The organism is Streptomyces rhizosphaerihabitans (assembly GCF_025399795.1).
GTDB lineage: Bacteria > Actinomycetota > Actinomycetes > Streptomycetales > Streptomycetaceae > Streptomyces > Streptomyces rhizosphaerihabitans.
Window position 1 is genome coordinate 113,327 of record NZ_JAODTZ010000017.1, and the last position, 16,731, is coordinate 130,057.

15 protein-coding genes are annotated in these 16,731 nt (G+C 73.0%); 10 read left to right on the forward strand and 5 right to left on the reverse strand.

What is annotated here, in order from left to right; all coding sequences use genetic code 11:
* The first annotated feature begins 7 nt into the window (after positions 1 to 7).
* The 6 genes from N4G66_RS19185 (at position 8) to tsaE (ending at position 6,782) form a co-directional block, all read left to right on the forward strand.
* The gene (locus tag N4G66_RS19185; RefSeq protein WP_261705347.1) at positions 8 to 379 is read left to right on the forward strand and encodes a holo-ACP synthase; all 372 of its coding nucleotides are present in this window, start codon (positions 8 to 10) and stop codon (positions 377 to 379) included.
* 445 nt (positions 380 to 824) lie between these two features.
* Positions 825 to 2,255 carry an NAD(P)H-hydrate dehydratase gene (locus tag N4G66_RS19190; protein WP_261705348.1) on the forward strand — a complete coding sequence of 477 codons (1,431 nt, stop codon included), beginning with the start codon at positions 825 to 827 and terminating at the stop codon, positions 2,253 to 2,255.
* A 450-nt stretch (positions 2,256 to 2,705) separates the two neighbouring features.
* The gene (locus tag N4G66_RS19195; RefSeq protein WP_261705349.1) at positions 2,706 to 3,605 is read left to right on the forward strand and encodes a L,D-transpeptidase family protein; all 900 of its coding nucleotides are present in this window, start codon (positions 2,706 to 2,708) and stop codon (positions 3,603 to 3,605) included.
* 114 nt (positions 3,606 to 3,719) lie between these two features.
* Positions 3,720 to 4,892, forward strand: coding sequence for an alanine racemase (alr, locus tag N4G66_RS19200; RefSeq protein WP_261705350.1), 1,173 nt, complete (start codon positions 3,720 to 3,722; stop codon positions 4,890 to 4,892).
* 155 nt (positions 4,893 to 5,047) lie between these two features.
* The gene (locus N4G66_RS19205) at positions 5,048 to 6,283 is read left to right on the forward strand and encodes an alpha/beta fold hydrolase (protein ID WP_261705351.1); all 1,236 of its coding nucleotides are present in this window, start codon (positions 5,048 to 5,050) and stop codon (positions 6,281 to 6,283) included.
* Positions 6,249 to 6,782, forward strand: coding sequence for a tRNA (adenosine(37)-N6)-threonylcarbamoyltransferase complex ATPase subunit type 1 TsaE (tsaE, locus tag N4G66_RS19210; protein WP_261705352.1), 534 nt, complete (start codon positions 6,249 to 6,251; stop codon positions 6,780 to 6,782). The genes N4G66_RS19205 and tsaE overlap by 35 nt, the downstream gene beginning before the upstream one ends.
* A gap of 784 nt (positions 6,783 to 7,566) precedes the next feature.
* Here tsaE and N4G66_RS19215 read toward each other — a convergent pair.
* On the reverse strand, positions 7,567 to 8,121 hold the full coding sequence (locus tag N4G66_RS19215; RefSeq protein WP_261705353.1) for a hypothetical protein: 555 nt from the start codon (positions 8,119 to 8,121) through the stop codon (positions 7,567 to 7,569).
* Between the two features lie 110 nt (positions 8,122 to 8,231).
* On the opposite strand from N4G66_RS19215, the gene tsaB reads away from it, so the two are divergent.
* Genes tsaB through N4G66_RS19235 form a run of 4 tightly spaced genes read left to right on the forward strand, consistent with a single transcriptional unit; the run spans position 8,232 to position 10,717 of the window.
* A complete protein-coding gene (tsaB, locus tag N4G66_RS19220; protein WP_261705354.1) occupies positions 8,232 to 8,885 on the forward strand; it encodes a tRNA (adenosine(37)-N6)-threonylcarbamoyltransferase complex dimerization subunit type 1 TsaB in 654 nt (217 codons plus the stop codon).
* 17 nt (positions 8,886 to 8,902) lie between these two features.
* On the forward strand, positions 8,903 to 9,376 hold the full coding sequence (gene rimI / locus N4G66_RS19225; protein ID WP_261705388.1) for a ribosomal protein S18-alanine N-acetyltransferase: 474 nt from the start codon (positions 8,903 to 8,905) through the stop codon (positions 9,374 to 9,376).
* Positions 9,369 to 10,472, forward strand: coding sequence for a tRNA (adenosine(37)-N6)-threonylcarbamoyltransferase complex transferase subunit TsaD (tsaD, locus tag N4G66_RS19230; protein ID WP_261705355.1), 1,104 nt, complete (start codon positions 9,369 to 9,371; stop codon positions 10,470 to 10,472). Before rimI ends, tsaD begins: the two co-directional genes overlap by 8 nt.
* On the forward strand, positions 10,469 to 10,717 hold the full coding sequence (locus N4G66_RS19235) for a hypothetical protein (RefSeq protein ID WP_261705356.1): 249 nt from the start codon (positions 10,469 to 10,471) through the stop codon (positions 10,715 to 10,717). Before tsaD ends, N4G66_RS19235 begins: the two co-directional genes overlap by 4 nt.
* A 423-nt stretch (positions 10,718 to 11,140) precedes the next feature.
* On the opposite strand, the gene N4G66_RS19240 is transcribed toward N4G66_RS19235, so the two are convergent.
* Genes N4G66_RS19240 through N4G66_RS19255 form a run of 4 tightly spaced genes read right to left on the reverse strand, consistent with a single transcriptional unit; the run spans position 11,141 to position 16,620 of the window.
* Entirely contained in the window at positions 11,141 to 13,447 is a 2,307-nt protein-coding gene (locus N4G66_RS19240) for a beta-xylosidase/alpha-l-arabinosidase (RefSeq protein WP_261705357.1), read from the reverse strand.
* Positions 13,448 to 13,497: 50 nt separating this feature from the next.
* Positions 13,498 to 14,397 (reverse strand): carbohydrate ABC transporter permease, encoded by a 900-nt coding sequence (locus N4G66_RS19245; RefSeq protein WP_261705358.1) that lies wholly within the window; start codon positions 14,395 to 14,397, stop codon positions 13,498 to 13,500.
* Between the two features lie 4 nt (positions 14,398 to 14,401).
* Positions 14,402 to 15,316, reverse strand: a complete 915-nt coding sequence (locus tag N4G66_RS19250) for a carbohydrate ABC transporter permease (RefSeq protein ID WP_391858834.1) — start codon at positions 15,314 to 15,316, stop codon at positions 14,402 to 14,404.
* Positions 15,313 to 16,620 (reverse strand): ABC transporter substrate-binding protein, encoded by a 1,308-nt coding sequence (locus N4G66_RS19255; RefSeq protein ID WP_261705359.1) that lies wholly within the window; start codon positions 16,618 to 16,620, stop codon positions 15,313 to 15,315. The genes N4G66_RS19250 and N4G66_RS19255 overlap by 4 nt, the downstream gene beginning before the upstream one ends.
* Between the last annotated feature and the right edge of the window lie 111 nt (positions 16,621 to 16,731).

The window sequence follows — 16,731 nt, forward strand, 5'->3', positions numbered from 1 at the left end:
TGCGGACATGAGCATCATCGGGGTCGGTATCGACGTGGCCGAGATCGACCGGTTCCGGGCGTCGTTGGAGCGGACGCCCGGGCTGGCCGAACGCCTTTTCGTGGAGCGTGAGTTGCTGCTGCCCAGCGGCGACCGGCGGGGCATCGCCTCGCTCGCGGCCCGGTTCGCGGCGAAGGAGGCGCTCGCCAAGGCGCTGGGCGCCCCGGCGGGACTGCACTGGACGGACGCCGAGGTCTTCGTCGAGGACAGCGGCCAGCCGCGGCTGCGTGTCAAGGGCACGGTGGCGGCCCGGGCGGCCGAACTGGGCGTGCGCTCCTGGCATGTGTCGCTCAGTCACGACGCGGGAGTGGCTTCGGCGGTGGTGGTGGCGGAGGGGTAGCCGGGCGGCCCGGCGACCGGGAGGCCTCGCTCCGGCCGGGCGGGGGCGATCCGGCGACCGGGAGGCCCCCGCTGCGGCCGGACCGGTCGTGGGCGGGGCGGTACAGCAGCCGCGAGAGCTTGCCCGGTACCTGGAACACGGGCATCACCCGGTCCGCGGCCGACGCGGCCGTTCGGGCCGGTGGCGAGGCCGGCGGCGAGGGTGGTCCGGTGGTCCGGGAGGGCGCGGCAGGGTCCGGCAGGCGCACTGGAGTCCGGGCATCACGAGGGCCCCGGCCCATGGCCCGGGGCCCGACGCGGCCGTCCGGCTGCGCGCCGGGACCGAGGTCGCCGACGAGGGGGCCGGTTCGGCGGTCCCGCTCCACCGGCCCCGGCCCGGGCGCGGCCGGCCGGGAGGTGTTCTGGACGGGGCGCACGGCGCGTGCCGGTGCGGGAGACTCGGCAGCATGCGTACTGCGTACAGCGTGGAGACCGTGAGGGCCGCCGAGCGGGAGTTGATGGCGCGGCTCCCCGAGGGGGCGTTGATGCAGCGGGCGGCCGCCGGGCTCGCCGCCGCCTGCGCCGACCTGCTGGGCCGGGTGTACGGCCGCCGGGTGGTGCTGCTGGTCGGCAGCGGGGACAACGGCGGCGACGCCCTGTACGCGGGGGCGCGCCTCGCCCGGCGCGGCGCCGGCGTCACCGCGGTGCTGCTCGCCCCCGAACGGACCCACCCGGGAGGACTGGCGGCGCTGCTGCGCGCCGGCGGCACCTCGGCCGCGCCCGGCGCCGCCGAACCGCTCGTGCGGCGGGCCGATCTAGTCGTCGACGGCATCGTCGGGATCGGCGGCAAGGGCGGCCTGCGGCCGGATGCCGCGCGGCTCGCCGAACTCGCGCACGCCTCCCCTGCCGCCGTCGTCGCCGTCGACCTTCCGAGCGGGGTCGAGGCGGACACCGGAGAGGTGCTCGGCGCGGCCGTCCGCGCCGACCTCACCGTCACCTTCGGCACCCACAAACCGGGGCTGCTCATCGACCCGGCACGCGGGTACGCCGGTTCCGTACGCCTCGTCGACATCGGGCTCGACCTGCCGGACCCGGCCGATCTGGAGGCGCTCCAGCACGCCGACGTCGCGGCCCGGCTGCCCCGGCCGGGTGCGGAGAGCGACAAGTACCGGCGCGGAGTCGTGGGGATCGCCGCCGGGTCCGCCCGCTACCCCGGAGCCGCGGTGCTCGCCGTGTCAGGGGCGCTGCGGGGCGGGGCCGGGGCCGTCCGGTACGTCGGGCCCGCCGCGGACGCCGTCATCGCACGTTTTCCCGAGACGCTGGTGTCCGACAAGGGGCCGTCCAAGGCAGGTCGGGTACAGGCCTGGGTCGTGGGCCCCGGAGCCGGCGACGACGCCTCGGCGGTCGCCGAGGTGCTCGACGCGGACGTGCCGGTGCTCGTGGACGCGGACGGGCTGCGGCTCGCCGGGCGGGGGGCCGTGCGGGCCCGCAGCGCGCCGACGCTGATGACCCCGCACGCCGGGGAGGCCGCCGCGCTGCTCGGGGTCGCCCGGGAGGCGGTGGAGGCGGCCCGGCTCGCTTCCGTACGGGAGCTCGCGGGGCTGTACGGGGCGACCGTGCTGCTCAAGGGGGCGACGACGCTGGTCGCCGATCCGACCGGCGGGGCGGTGCGCGTCAACGCCACGGGGACGGCGTGGCTGGCCACCGCGGGGAGCGGGGACGTGCTGTCGGGGCTGGCGGGGTCGCTGCTGGCGGCGGGGCTCTCCGCGCTCGACGCGGGAAGCGTCGCCGCGTATCTGCACGGGCTCGCCGGGCGCTTCGCGGCGGACGGCGCGCCCGCCGGCGCGCACGACGTGGCCGCAGCCATCCCGGAAGCCTGGCGCGACACACTCGACTGACCGCCGGTCCGCCCGGCTGACGCCGTTCGCGTCCGCCGGGCCGCGCCGCTCGTGCTGGTCCCGAAGCGGAAGGGCGGTGCAGGTGTTCTGCGGGACTCGGGGACGAGGGGTGTCCTGCGGGCGGCGGCGAACAGCTCCTCGGCGTACGCCACGTGCCTGGCGGTGGCGTAGCTGCCGTGCCGCCCGTTCATGACGGGTGCCCCGCAGCCGTGGGCGCCGCCCCGTTCACGGTCTTCGCGGCCGCCGGGCCGTCCCGCCCGCGCGGTCGCCGCGCCCGCGTACGCCCCGGGCCCGGGGAGATTGTGCGCAGGCGCGGCCTTCGCTCGGGAGGGACCGTCCGCGGGTGATCGGGCGGGCCGGGGACCGGCCGCCGGACGCGTTGCCCAGATCGGGGGACCCTTTCCGCGCGCCGCCCCCGGGGGCGGCGCGTTGTTGCGTATGGCTGTTCGCATGATGAGCAGACAAAGGGTGTGCCGGGGGATCGCGGTGTTGCTGGCGGTGGTGGCGGCCGTGCCCGTGGGGACGGTGGCGGCCGCGTCCGCGCCGCCGCTGCCCGCCGTTGGGCCCGTCGGTGAGCCGCTGCCCGGTGCGGCGGGATGGCCGCGTCCGTCCTGGGAGGGCGAGACCCCGGGCCGTCCGGTGCCGCTACCGGTCGTGGACACGTCCACCGCCTGGGAGGACGAGCGGGAGGCGCGGAACGCGCCCGAGAGCACGGGCGCGCCGATCACGTACGCGCCGTTCGCGGAGGCCGACGCCCGTCCGGCGGCGTGCGGCGGGCGCAGGGGCCCGTACCAGCGGCAGGCCGAGCGGTGGCTGAAGCTGAAGGTGGACGGGAAGCAGTCGGCGGCCGACTGCCGGGCCATCCGCGCCTTCCAGAAGAAGCACGGCATCAAGCCGGTCACCGGCATCGCCGGACCGGTGACCTGGGCCCGCATGCGGATACTGTCCGCCCGGAACGCCCCGCACGTCACCCGCGGCTGCCCGGCCCGCTCGTACCGGGTCGCCTGCGTCGACCTCACCCACAAGATCACCTGGGTGCAGCAGCGCGGCAGGATCCTGTATGGGCCCGTACCCATGCGCAGCGGCGGTGCCGGGCACCGCACCAGGACCGGCTGGTTCAGGATCTTCTGGAAGCACAGGTACCACTGGTCGACCCTGTACAACACCCCCATGCCGTACGCCCAGTTCTTCAGCGGCGGGCAGGCCTTCCACGCCGTCCGCGGCAGCATCCGCACGGTCGGCGGTTCGATGGGCTGCGTCAATCTGCGGCTCGCCGACGCCCGTGCGCTCTGGAAGGTGCTCAGGACGCGCGACCGTGTCTACGTGTGGGGCCGAAGGCCCGGCAGCTAGGGCCGCTCCACGGGACAGGTCCCCGTGCCGTCGCAGCGCCCGGAGCCGTCCCCGGGACCGTCCCGGGGACCGGTGCCGGAAGGCTGTCGTTCGCCTCTGAGAGACTGGGGCGCGATGACAGAGACAGCACACCCGCGGACGGCACCCCTGCGCGCCCGCGCCGAGATCGATCTGGCCGCCCTGCGAGCCAACGTGCGGACCCTGCGTGCCCACGCGCCGACCGCGGCCGTGATGGCCGTGGTCAAGTCCGACGCGTACGGCCACGGGGCGGTCCCGTGTGCCCGCGCGGCGCGCGAGGCGGGCGCCACCTGGCTCGGCACGGCCACTCCGGAGGAGGCTCTCGCGCTGCGGGCGGCCGGCCTGCCGGGGCGCATCATGTGCTGGCTCTGGACCCCCGGCGGTCCCTGGGCCGAGGCCATCGAGGCCGGCATCGACGTGTCGGTCAGCGGGATGTGGGCGCTGCGGGAGGCCGCGCTGGCCGCCGAGACCGTCGGATCGCCCGCCCGGGTGCAGCTCAAGGCCGACACCGGCCTCGGGCGCGGCGGCTGCCAGCCCGCCGACTGGCCCGAGCTCGTCGCCGAGGCCCTGGGCGCCGAGGCGCGCGGGCTGATCACCGTCACCGGGCTCTGGTCGCACTTCGCCTGCGCCGACGAGCCGGGCCACCCCTCGATCCAGGCCCAGCTCACGCTCTTCCGCGAGATGGTGGCGTACGCCGAGGAGCAGGGGGTGCGCCCCGAGGTGCGGCACATCGCCAACTCGCCGGCGACGCTGACCCTCCCCGAGAGCCACTTCGACCTCGTACGGACCGGGATCGCGGTCTACGGGATCTCGCCGAGCCCGGAGCTCGGCACCCCCGCCGACTTCGGACTGCGTCCGGTGATGACGCTGAGCGCGTCGCTCTCACTGGTGAAGCACGCTCCGGCAGGCCACGGCGTGAGCTACGGCCATCACTACGTCACCCCGGGTGAGACCACCCTCGGCCTCGTCCCCGTCGGCTACGCGGACGGCATCCCGCGGCACGCCTCCGGCACCGGCCCTGTCCTGGTCGGCGGCAAGTGGCGTACGGTCGCGGGCCGGGTCGCCATGGACCAGTTCGTCGTCGACCTCGGCGGTGACGAGCCGGAGCCCGGCGCCCGGGCGGTCCTGTTCGGGCCCGGTGACGACGGTGAGCCCACCGCCGAGGACTGGGCGCGCGCGGCGGGCACGATCGCGTACGAAATCGTCACGCGCATCGGAACCCGTGTCCCGCGCGTCTACGTGAATGTGAACGAGGAACAAGACGGGTAACACCCTTTGGCAGAACAGGCGCGCGGGGCCCGGCGAGCGGAGAGCGGCGGGCGGCGGGCGGCACACGGTGGGGCGGGAGCCGCACCGGCGCGCGCACAGCCAGAGTCGACAGCGGACGGCCGAGAGCCGACAGCCGGAGCGAAGAGGAGCGGGACGTGAGCGAGACCAGCGCGGAGGCCGTCGTGAGCGCGGCCTCGGCGGCCGCCGCCTCCGCCGGGAACTGGCGCAAGGCTGGAGTCGCCGGCGCCGCGATAGGCGTGGTCGCGGCGGGCGCCGCGGCCGGAGTCGCGATCGAGCGGCTCACGGTCGGCCGCGGCATGCGCAAGAAGGCGCGCCTCGCCCTCGACTCGACCGGCCCGTACGGCTCGCTGCGCGGCACGCCCGGCAAGGCGTACGCCGACGACGGAACCGAGCTGTACTACGAGGTCGACGAGGTCGAGCCGGAGGCTTCGCTGGCCCCGCGCCGGCGCAGGCTCTTCGGCCGCAAGGCCCCCGCCCCCGTGACCGTGGTCTTCAGCCACGGCTACTGCCTCAACCAGGACTCCTGGCACTTCCAGCGCGCCGCGCTGCGCGGTGTCGTGCGCACGGTGCACTGGGACCAGCGCAGCCACGGGCGGTCGGGGCGGGGTGTCGCCCAGCTTGAGGACCGGACGCCGGTCACCATCGACCAGCTCGGCCGCGACCTGCTGGCCGTCATCGAGGCGGCGGTGCCCGAGGGCCCGATCGTGCTCGTCGGACACTCCATGGGCGGTATGACCGTGATGGCGCTCGCCGATCACTTCCCCGAGCTGATCCGCGACCGGGTCGTGGCCGTCGCCCTGGTCGGTACGTCGTCGGGGAGGCTCGGCGAGGTCAACTTCGGGCTGCCCGTCGCGGGCGTCGCAGCCGTGCGGCGGGTGCTTCCCGGTGTGCTGAAGGCGCTCGGGCAGCAGGCCGCCCTGGTGGAGCGCGGACGACGGGCCACGGCCGACCTGTTCGCCGGGGTCATCAAGCGGTACTCGTTCGCGAGCCGGGACGTCGATCCGGCCATCGAGCGGTTCGCCGAACGGATGATCGAGGGCACGCCGATCGACGTGGTCGCCGAGTTCTACCCGGCGTTCACCGAGCACGACAAGACCGCCGCGCTCGCCCGTTTCACCGAGATGCCCGTCCTCGTCCTCGCCGGGGTCAAGGACCTGGTGACGCCGAGCGAGCACAGCGAGGCCATCGCGGACCTGCTGCCGGACGCGGAGCTGGTGCTCGTGCCCGACGCGGGACACCTGGTCATGCTGGAGCATCCGGAGGTCGTCATAGACCGCCTCGCCGACCTCCTCGTGCGCGCCGGAGCCGTGCCGGCAGGGGCTACCGTTGGCGGCTATGGAAGCACCAGCAGCAGCGCACAACCCGGCTGAGCCCGCCCAGGACGGCGTCGGCGTGCAGATCACCGTCAACTCGCCCGGACAGATGCAGGAGTTGGGCCGCAGGCTCGCCAAGCTGCTGCGCGCGGGCGATCTCGTGATGCTGAACGGCGAGCTGGGCGCGGGCAAGACCACGCTGACCCGCGGACTCGGTGAGGGGCTCGGCGTCCGCGGCGCGGTCACCTCGCCGACCTTCGTCATCGCCCGCGTGCACCCCTCCCTCGGCGGCGGACCGCCGCTCGTGCACGTGGACGCGTACCGCCTCGGCGGCGGGCTCGACGAGATGGAGGACCTCGACCTCGACGTCTCGCTCTCCGACTCCGTGATCGTCGTGGAGTGGGGCGAGGGCAAGGTCGAGGAGCTGACCGACGACCGGCTGCACGTCGTCATCCACCGGGCCGTCGGGGACACCACCGACGAGGTGCGGCACGTGACCGTCACGGGACTCGGACAGCGCTGGGCCGCCGCTGACCTGACCGTCCTCGCGGCCTGACGGCGACATGCTCGGGACCTGAGGGCGACGTGTTCGCGGCCCGACCCCACGGGGCTGCTGTCTTACCGCGGTGGGCTCGCGGTCTTACCGCGGTGGGCTCGCGGTCTCTCTGCGGTGGGCTCGCGGTCTCTCTGCGGTGGGCTCGCGGTCTCTCTGCGACGGGCTCGCGGTCTCTCTGCGACGGGCCTGCGGTCTCTCCGCGACGGGCCTGCGGTCTCACCGGGTCCTCGCGGCGCGGGCGTCTTCCGCTCGTACATTCGGCCAACGTTTCCGACAGGACGTCGGCAAAATATTGCGTTCGGCGTCCCGGCCGTGGTCACATGGACATCAGTACATAGTTAGGTCTACCTAACTATGCTTGCCCCCGAAGCCCGAGGAGGCGTCCATGTCGGCATCAGAGTCGGCTGCAGTGCCGGCTTCAGAACGTGACGTGCCGGCCGCGCCGCGCGCGATGGCCGGGGTGTCGATGCGGGATCTGCTGGCGGCGTGCGCCGCGGCGGAGGCGGTGTCCAGGCCGCCCCGCGCTCCCCTGAGTGAACCGAGTGCCTCGGAGCGCCCCCGCAGGGCCGCCTGACGCCGACGTGGCGCCGGAGGTTAGTGGCCGTCCGGTGCGGACGCTTGGACGTGGTCGCGGCGGCGGGTGGTTCATGGCCCCGTAGGGCCGCCCTGACGCCGACGTGGCGCCGGAGGTTCGTGGTCCGGCATGGCCGGCCGGACGCGGGCGCGGCGGTGGGGGGTCGCCGGACCTGTACGGCCGCTCGGGCGGCGGCGTGGCAGGGCGCCGTTACTTGACGACGACGACCTTCGCGCCCACCGTCGCGAACGCCCACATCGCGTCGCCGTCGGCACGCGAGGCACGGATGCCGCCGAGCTTCTTCTCGGGGTCCGGGGCGTCCGTGGAGCCGTTCACCGCGGCGCTGAAGCCGATGGCGATGCCGTTGACCAGCGTGAACCGTACGACGTGCTCGATCTGCGTCCCGTCGGAACCGGAGGCCGCGCCGGTCCGCGACGTGACGGCGTAGGTGCCGACGGCCGGGTCGACCGTGCCGGGGGTCACCTTGAAGGTGCGCCGCACCTTGTTGCCCGCGCCGACCAGCCAGACGCGGTCGCCGCCGGTCGAGTAGACGACCCGCACGCCGGCGCCGGACGGGGCCGGCAACGCGGCCGGGTCCTTCTTGCCGTGGGGTGCCTTGGGGGCGGTGGGCGTGGTCGACACGGTATTGCTCGGTTTGCCCAGGCTGTCCGGAACGTTCGCGGATGCCTGGAAGGCGAGGAAGCCGACCGCCGCGATCGCTGCCACGGTGAGCCCGGCCACGATTCCCGAGCTGCTCCTAGCCACCTTGTGTGCCCACCTCTCGACCTTCGTACGTACTTGCTGTGACGGTAGCAGCCGAGGGACGGGAGTCCCGGGCGGCCTTGCGTCGGGCTCCGGCGCCGTACGCTGTTTGCGTGCTCTTGCTCGCTCTGGATACCGCCACCCCCGCCGTGACCGTCGCCCTGCACGACGGTACGTCCGTCATCGCCTCGTCGAGCCAGGTGGACGCGCGCCGGCACGGGGAGCTGCTGCTGCCGGCCGTCGACCGGGTGCTCACCGAGGCAGGCCTCAAGCTGGACGCCGTCACCGGCATCGTCGTGGGCATCGGCCCCGGCCCGTACACGGGGCTGCGCGTCGGCCTCATGACCGCCGACACCTTCGGACTCGCGCTCGGCGTGCCCGTGCACGGCGTGTGCACCCTCGACGGGCTCGCGTACGCGGCCGACGTGGAGGGGCCGTTCGTCGTCGCGACGGACGCCCGGCGCAAGGAGGTCTACTGGGCGCGCTACGCCGACCGCCGTACCCGGCTGTCGGAGCCCGCCGTGGACCGGCCCGCCGAGATCGACGGGACGGTCGCCGCGCTGCCCGCCGTCGGCGCGGGCGCTCTCCTCTACCCCGACACCTTCAAGGACGCCCGCGCGCCCGAGTACGTCTCGGCCGCCGCGCTCGCCTCCCTGGCCGCGGAGAGGCTGGCCGCCGGCGAGGAACCGGAGCCGCCCCGGCCGCTGTATCTGCGCCGCCCGGATGCCCAGGTGCCCAAGAACTACAAGGCGGTCACCCCCAAGTGACCGTCGTACTGCGCGAGATGCGCTGGTGGGACATCGATCCCGTCCTGGAGCTGGAGAAGGAACTCTTCCCCGTGGACGCCTGGTCCCGGGGCATGTTCTGGTCCGAGCTGGCCCACTCCCGCGGGCCGCAGGCGACCCGGCGCTATCTGGTCGCCTGCGACGGCGACCGGCTCGTCGGATACGCCGGGCTCGCCGCCGCGGGGGACCTGGGCGACGTGCAGACGATCGCGGTGCGGCGGGACCAGTGGGGCACCGGACTCGGCGGCTGGCTGCTCACCGAACTGCTGCGGGCCGCCAGCGACTTCGACTGCGCCGAGGTGATGCTGGAGTGCCGCGTGGACAACGTCCGCGCGCAGAAGCTCTACGAGCGCTTCGGCTTCGAGGCCATCGGCTTCAGACGCGGCTACTACCAGCCGGGGAACGTGGACGCCCTGGTGATGCGCCTGCACGACCCATCGACCTCCGTACAAGGAACAGAGACCCATGGCTGACGAACCTCTCGTCCTCGGCATCGAGACCTCCTGCGACGAGACCGGTGTCGGCATCGTCCGCGGGCACACCCTGCTCGCGGACGCGATCGCGTCGAGCGTCGACGAGCACGCGCGCTTCGGCGGGGTCGTGCCGGAGGTCGCCTCCCGGGCCCACCTGGAGGCGATGGTCCCGACCATCCAGCGGGCGCTGAAGGACGCGGGTGTGTCGGCCGGAGACCTGGACGGCATCGCGGTCACCGCCGGACCCGGGCTCGCCGGGGCGCTGCTCGTCGGGGTCTCGGCCGCGAAGGCGTACGCGTACGCGCTGGGCAAGCCGCTGTACGGCGTCAACCACCTCGCCTCCCACATCTGTGTGGACCAGCTGGAGCACGGCGCGCTGCCGGAGCCGACGATGGCCCTGCTGGTGTCCGGCGGCCACTCCTCGCTGCTGCTGTCCACCGACATCACCTCCGACGTACGGCCGATGGGCGCGACCATCGACGACGCGGCCGGCGAGGCCTTCGACAAGATCGCGCGTGTGCTGAACCTCGGTTTCCCGGGCGGCCCGGTCATCGACCGGTACGCGAAGGAGGGCGACCCGAAGGCCATCGCGTTCCCGCGCGGTCTCACCGGGTCACGCGATCCGGCCTACGACTTCTCCTTCTCCGGTCTGAAGACCTCCGTGGCCCGCTGGATCGAGGCCAGGCGGGCGGCGGGGGAGGACGTGCCGGTGCGCGATGTGGCCGCGTCCTTCCAGGAGGCAGTGGTGGACGTGCTCACCCGCAAGGCCGTCCGCGCGTGCAAGGACGAGGGCGTCGACCACCTCATGATCGGCGGCGGCGTGGCCGCGAACTCGCGGCTGCGCGTGCTGGCCCAGGAGCGCTGCGAGGCGGCCGGGATCCGGCTCAGGGTGCCGCGCCCGAAGCTGTGCACGGACAACGGCGCGATGGTCGCCGCGCTGGGCGCCGAGATGGTCGCCCGGAACCGGGCCGCCTCCGACTGGGACCTGTCGGCTGACTCCTCGCTGCCGGTGACGGACCCGCACGTGCCGGGGCGCGGGCATGCGCACACGCATGATCACGTGCACGAGGTCGCGAAGGAGAACCTCTACCCGTGACCGTCGCGCTGATGTGGGAGGCACGGGCCGTCGCCGGCCGGGGCGAGGAACTGCTCGCCTGGGTGCGGGGGCAGGAGATCCCCGGGGACCCCGTGCGGCGGGAGATCCTGCGGGCACCCCAGGACCGGGTCCTCGTCATCACCTGGTGGGACGCGGCGTACGACGCGGAGCTGCCCGAACTGCCTGATCCGGACGGGGAGTTGGTGACCCGGGCGGTGCACAGGTGGCGCTTCGAGTCGGTCTGAGCACACTGACCGCCACCCGTCGGCCGACGGGCAGGGGTGGATCCCGCGGCCCACGCGGCTGACCACCGGTGGATCGCGTCGCCCATGCGGCTGACACCGCGGGTCCGGCGGCCCGTGCGGCTGACTACCGGGCGGGTCCCGCCGCCACGCGGCTGACCACCGGTGGACTGCGCCGCCCATGCGGCTGACACCGCGGGTCCGGCGGCCCGTGCGGCTGACTACCGGGCGGGTCCCGCCGCCACGCGGCTGACCACTGGTGGACTGCGCCGCCCACGCCGCTGACCACCGGCGGGTCCCGCCGCCCGGGGCGCGGGACGGACGTACGGGCTGGATCCCGGGGGACACCGGCTGGATCCCCGAGGGCCGGTAGCCCGGGTCCTCACCCGGGCTACCGGCCCCCCAAAAAAAGCGCCCTCCGCCGGATCAGGACACCTGCGCGACCTCGGTCTCGCAGCGCATGCGCCGGTCCGTGCCCGGCTGCCGCACCGGACCCGTCAGCTTCAGCCGGGCCGTGTGGCGTACGTCCGCGCTGGAGGCGGCGAGCCGCAGCTCCAGGGCGCCCGGTTCGACGATCCGGGTGCCGGTGCGGTCGGTGAACGCCGAGAGGTCCGCGTGGAAGCGGAAGGTCACCCGGCGGGCCTCACCCGGTGCCAGGTCCAGGCGCTGGTAGCCGATCAGCCGCACGTCCGGGCGGGTCACCGAGGCCACCGGGTCGTGCAGGTAGAGCTGGACGACCTCGGCGCCCGCGCGCTCACCGGTGTTGCGGACGGTCACCGACACGTCGTACGAGCCGTCGGTGCCGATCTCGGCCTCGGGCACCTCGGCCGCCTCCCAGTCGAACGACGTGTACGAGCGGCCGTGGCCGAACGGGTACAGCGGCGTCGGGTCCAGGTTGCTGACCTCGCCCTTCAGGCCCAGCGGCGGCTGGAGATACGTCCACGGCTGGCCGCCCGGGTCGCGCGGCACGCTCACCGGCAGCCTGCCCGACGGGCCGACCCGGCCGGACAGGACGCCCGCCACCGCGGGGCCGCCCTCCTCGCCCGGGAAGAACGCCTGGACCACACCGCCGAGACGGTTCTGCCAGCGCCCGAGCGCGTAGGGGCGGCCGGTGAGCAGCACCAGGACCACCGGGACCCCCGTGGCGACCAGGGCGTCGAGCAGTTCACCCTGCACGCCCGGCAGGCCGAGGTCGGCCACGTCGCAGCCCTCGCCCGAGGTGCCCCGGCCGAACAGTCCGGCACGGTCGCCGAGCACCGCCACGCACACGTCGGCCTCTGCGGCCCGTGCCACCGCCTCCTCGAAACCGGACCGGTCCGGCTCGGAGACCCCGCAGCCCTGCGCGAACGTCACCTTGGCGTCCGGCAGTTCGGCGCGCAGCGCGTCGAGCACGGTCGGGATGTCCACACCGGTGGGCACCTCGGGATGGTGCGTGAGCACGTGCGAGGGGAACGAGTAGCAGCCGAGCATCGCCAGGGGGTCGTCCGCGCGCGGCCCGACCACCGCGATCCGGGTGTCCGGGGCCAGCGGCAGCACGCCGTCCGCGTTGTCCAGGAGGACCACCGATTCCTCGGCGAGCTTGCGGGCGAGCACCCGGTTGGCCGCGGAGTCCAGGTCGACGGGGCGGCCGGTCTCCGGCTGCCAGTCCTCGTCCAGCAGGCCGAGCTCGCACTTCTGGAGCAGCACCCGGCGGGCCGCCCGGTCGATCAGCGACTCGGGGACGGTGCCCGCGCGGACGGCGGCCACCAGCGGCTCGCCGTAGCACTTCAGCGTGGGCAGCTCGACATCGATGCCGGCCTCCAGTGCCTTGTGCGCCGCCTCGGCCTCGCTGCCGGCCACCCGGTGCAGGCTCTGGAGGAAGCCGATGCCGAAGTAGTCCGAGACCACCGTGCCGGTGAAGCCCCACTCGTCGCGCAGCAGCTCGGTCAGCAGGTACGGGTCGGCCGATGCCGGGACGCCGTCCGTGTCGTTGTAGGCGGCCATCACCGAACGGGCGCCGCCCTCGCGCAGCGCCATCTCGAACGGCGGCAGCGTGATGTCGAAGAGCTCGCGCACACCCGCCCGCACCGGCGCCAGGTTCCGGGCGCCGGCCGAGGCCGCGTACCCGGCGAAGTGCTTGAGGGTGGCCACGACCCCGGCCGACTCCAGGCCGCGTACATAGGCGGTGGCGACGGTGGCGACCAGGTACGGGTCCTCGCCGATCGTCTCCTCCACCCGGCCCCAGCGCAGGTCGCGGACCACGTCCAGGACCGGGGCGAGGCCCTGGTGGACGCCGACCGAGCGCAGGTCCTCGCCGATGCGCCGGCCCAGCTCCTCCACCAGCGCCGGGTCGAAGGTGGCGCCCCAGGACAGCGGGACCGGGTACGCCGTCGCCTGCCAGGCCGTGAAGCCCGCCAGGCACTCCTCGTGGGCGACCGCGGGTATGCCGAAGCGGCTCGCCTCGGTGATCCGGCGCTGGGCGCGGGCAAGGGCCTGCGCGCCCAGCGCCGGGTCCACGGGGGCGGTGCCGAAGGAGCGGGTCAGCTGGCCGAGGCCGAGGGTGATCAGCTCGTCCCAGTCGTACGAGGAGGCCATCTCGCTCTGGAGCGGGGCGACTCCGCCGCCGTCCGTGGCGGCACCCACCCACACGCCGTAGAGCTGAGCGGTCTTCTCCTCCGGAGTCATCCTGGAGAGCAGGTCGTCGACGCGGGTCGCGGCGGGCAGGGCGGGGTCGCGCCAGGGAGGGGTGGTCATGGAACTCCTGTCGGGGAAAGGGGGGTTCGACCGCCCCTGGTCGTACACGTTCACTTGCCGCCCACACCCATGAGGCCGCCGACCAGCGCGCGGCGGGCCACCAGGTACACGATGAAGATCGGGACACCGGAGAGGACGACCGAGGCGAGGATCGCGGGAATGTTCACGCCGAACTCGCTCACGTAGTCGAACAGGCCGAGGGTCAGCACCCGTGGCCCGTCGGACTGGGTGAAGATCAGTGGGAAGAGGAAGCCGTTCCAGGCCTGCAGCGCCGAGTAGATGACGACGGTGCTGATGCCGCCCTTGGACATCGGGATGACGAGCTGGAACAGCATCCGGGTGGTGGAGGCGCCGTCCAGCGCCATCGCCTCGTACATCTCCTCCGAGATGTCCCGCAGCGTGCCGGTGAGGATCAGGACCGACACCGGCATGGCGAACGCGGCCGTCGGCAGGACGATCGCGAGCAGGCTGTCGTAGAGGTTCAGTTTGGCGATCATCAGATAGAGCGGCACCACGACGGCCTGCGCCGGGATCGCCACGCCCAGCAGGAACAGCCGGAACGCGGCCCCCGACCAGACGCTGCGGGTCCGCACGGCCACGTAGGACAGCGGGACGCACAGCACCAGGACGATCAGCACCACCCCGGCTGCTGCCAGGACCGTGTTCCACAGCAGGTGACCGAAGCCGTTGTGCAGGACGGTGTTGTAGTTGTCCAGTGTCGGATGGGACGGCGGCTTCAGGGCGCTGTGGCCCAGCGCCTCGTCCTGGTGGGTGAGCGAGGCCGAGAACATCGCGTAGATCGGGATGATCACGACGGCCAGCCAGATCAGCGTGCCGGCGCCGGCGAGCGGGTTGGCGCGCCTGGCCCAGTGTCTGCGGCGGCGCGCGGGCCGCTCGACCGTCGGGGCGGAGTCCGTCTTCACGGGACGGGGCAAAGTGTCGTGTGACATGACGTCACATCCCTTCCCTGGTACTGCGCATCGCGCCGAAGCCGGACAGCTTCACCATCAGCAGGGACAGCGCGGTCGCCGCGAGCACCAGGAAGGAGGCGACGGCGCTCGCGTAGCCGAAGTCGTAGCTCTTGAAGCCGGCCTCGTACATCAGGTACGGCAGGATCGCCGTGTCGGTGCCCGGACCGCCCTGGGTGAGGATCAGGACCGTCTCGAAGTACGTCAGCGAACCGACGACCATGAGCACGCCGGACGTCGTCGCCGTGTTGCGGAGCTGCGGCAGCGTGATCGAGAAGAACTGCCGCAGGCGTCCGGCCCCGTCGATCGCCGCCGCCTGGTAGAGCACCTCGGGGATCTGCCGTGCCCCGCCTTGGTAGATCAGGGTGTGGAAGGGGATGAACTGCCAGCCGCCGACGAACACGATCGCGAGGAACGCGCCGCTGGTCGTGCCGAGGGTGTCCTTGTGGATGATGCCGAAGTTCGGGTCCAGCAGCGCGTAGAACAGCAGGGAGATCGCCGTCGACGACAGCAGGAACGGCACGAAGAAGATCGCCGAGAGCACCGCGCGGTTGCGCTGCCTGCCCGCCGCCCACACGCCCAGCAGCAGCGAGATCACCGTCTGGAACGCCCAGCTCACCACGGTCAGCGCGACGGTGACCGTCAGCGACTGGGTCAGCCGGTCGTCGCCCAGCAGCTTGCGCCAGTTGGCCAGACCGGCCGGCTGCGGGTCGCCCAGACCGTTCCACTTGGTGAACGACAGGTAGAAGGCGAGGAGCATCGGTGCGATGGCGAAGAACGCGAAGAACAGGACGCCGGGAAGGGCCAGCGCCGCGCTCGGGCGGCCGGCCCTGTTGCGCCGGGCGGAGCGGGGGCGGCCCGCGTCGTTCCGCGGGCCGCCCTTGACCTGCGTGACGCTCACTTCAGCTCCTTGAGCGCCGACACGAACTGCGTCGGCGAGGACTTGCCCACGAACAGCTTGTTGACCTCGGTGAGCATCGGCGTCGACACGTTCGGGTCGACCGCCTGGTCCCAGCTCAGCGTGAACGCCGGAGCCTGCTGCACCATCTGGTACTGGAACTTGGCGAACTCCGGGTTCGGCGAGGCGTCCAGGAGGTCCGCCGCGTTCGAGGTGGCCGGGACGTCACCGTTGGCTATGAGTTCCTTGGTGTACGCCAGGGAGGCGGAGTCCCGCAGGAAGGCGATCGCCGCGTCCTTGTTGGAGGTGCGGGCGTTCACCGACCAGTAGTTGGTCGGGTTGCCGACCACGTTGCGGATGTCGCCGGCACCCCCCTCGATCTGCGGGAAGGCGCACCAGCCCAGGTTCTTCTTGGCGAAGTCGGGGAACTTGCCGAGCTGCGTGGAGTACTCCCACGAACCCATCAGATGCATCGCCGCCTTGCCCTTGGCGAAGACCGCGGGAGCGCCGCCGTTGCCGTAACCCACCGAGCTGTAGCCCTTGCCGAAGGCGCCGTCGTCGATCAGCTGCTTGACCGTCTGGGCGGCCTTGAGGACGGCCGGGTCGCCCCAGGCGGAGGCGTCACCGTTCTTGATCTTGTCGAAGACCTGGGGGCCGCCGATCCGGTCGACCAGGTACTCCAGCCACATCAGCTCGGGCCAGATGTCCGCTCCGCCCAGTGCGAACGGGGTGATGTTCGCCTTCTTCAGCTTGGTGTTGATGTCCAGCAACTGGTCCCAGGTGGTGGGCGGCTGGAGCTTGTTCTCCTCGAAGACCGTCTTGTTGTAGAAGAGGATCACGGGCTGCATGCCGCGCATCGGCACGCCGTAGTTCTTGCCGTCCAGTCCGCCCGACGCCAGCACCGACGGCAGGAAGCCGCTCTTGAGCACGGAGTCGGACGTGATGACGTCGGTCAGGTCGACGAGCTGGCCGGCCTCGCGGTAGGCCTTGATGGAGCCGCCGCCCCAGTTGAAGAACACGTCGGGGGCGTTGGGCGAGCCCATCGCCGTGCGCAGCTTGGCCGGGTAGTCGGTGGCGGGCACCTTCTGCAGCTTGATCGTGCCCTTGGCCTTCTTCGCGGCGGCCGAGGCGTTGAACCGGTTGACGGACTTGACCTGAATCTTCGCCGCGTCGTCCCCGTAGACGAACGCGGTGAGCGTCCCGTCGGCGCCCGAGCCGCCGCCGGAGCCGCAGGCGGTGAGCCCGCCGACAGAGGCCAGGGCGACCGTGCCCGCGCCGAGGAACCAACGTCTGCTGTGGGACTCCATTGGACGGCACCTCTCGGTAAGCGCGAAGGATCGCCGATGATCCATCGCGAATGTTTCGAGTCAAATTTCGAATGTTCCGGGAACGTAAGACGATCCGATGGGTCCGTCAAG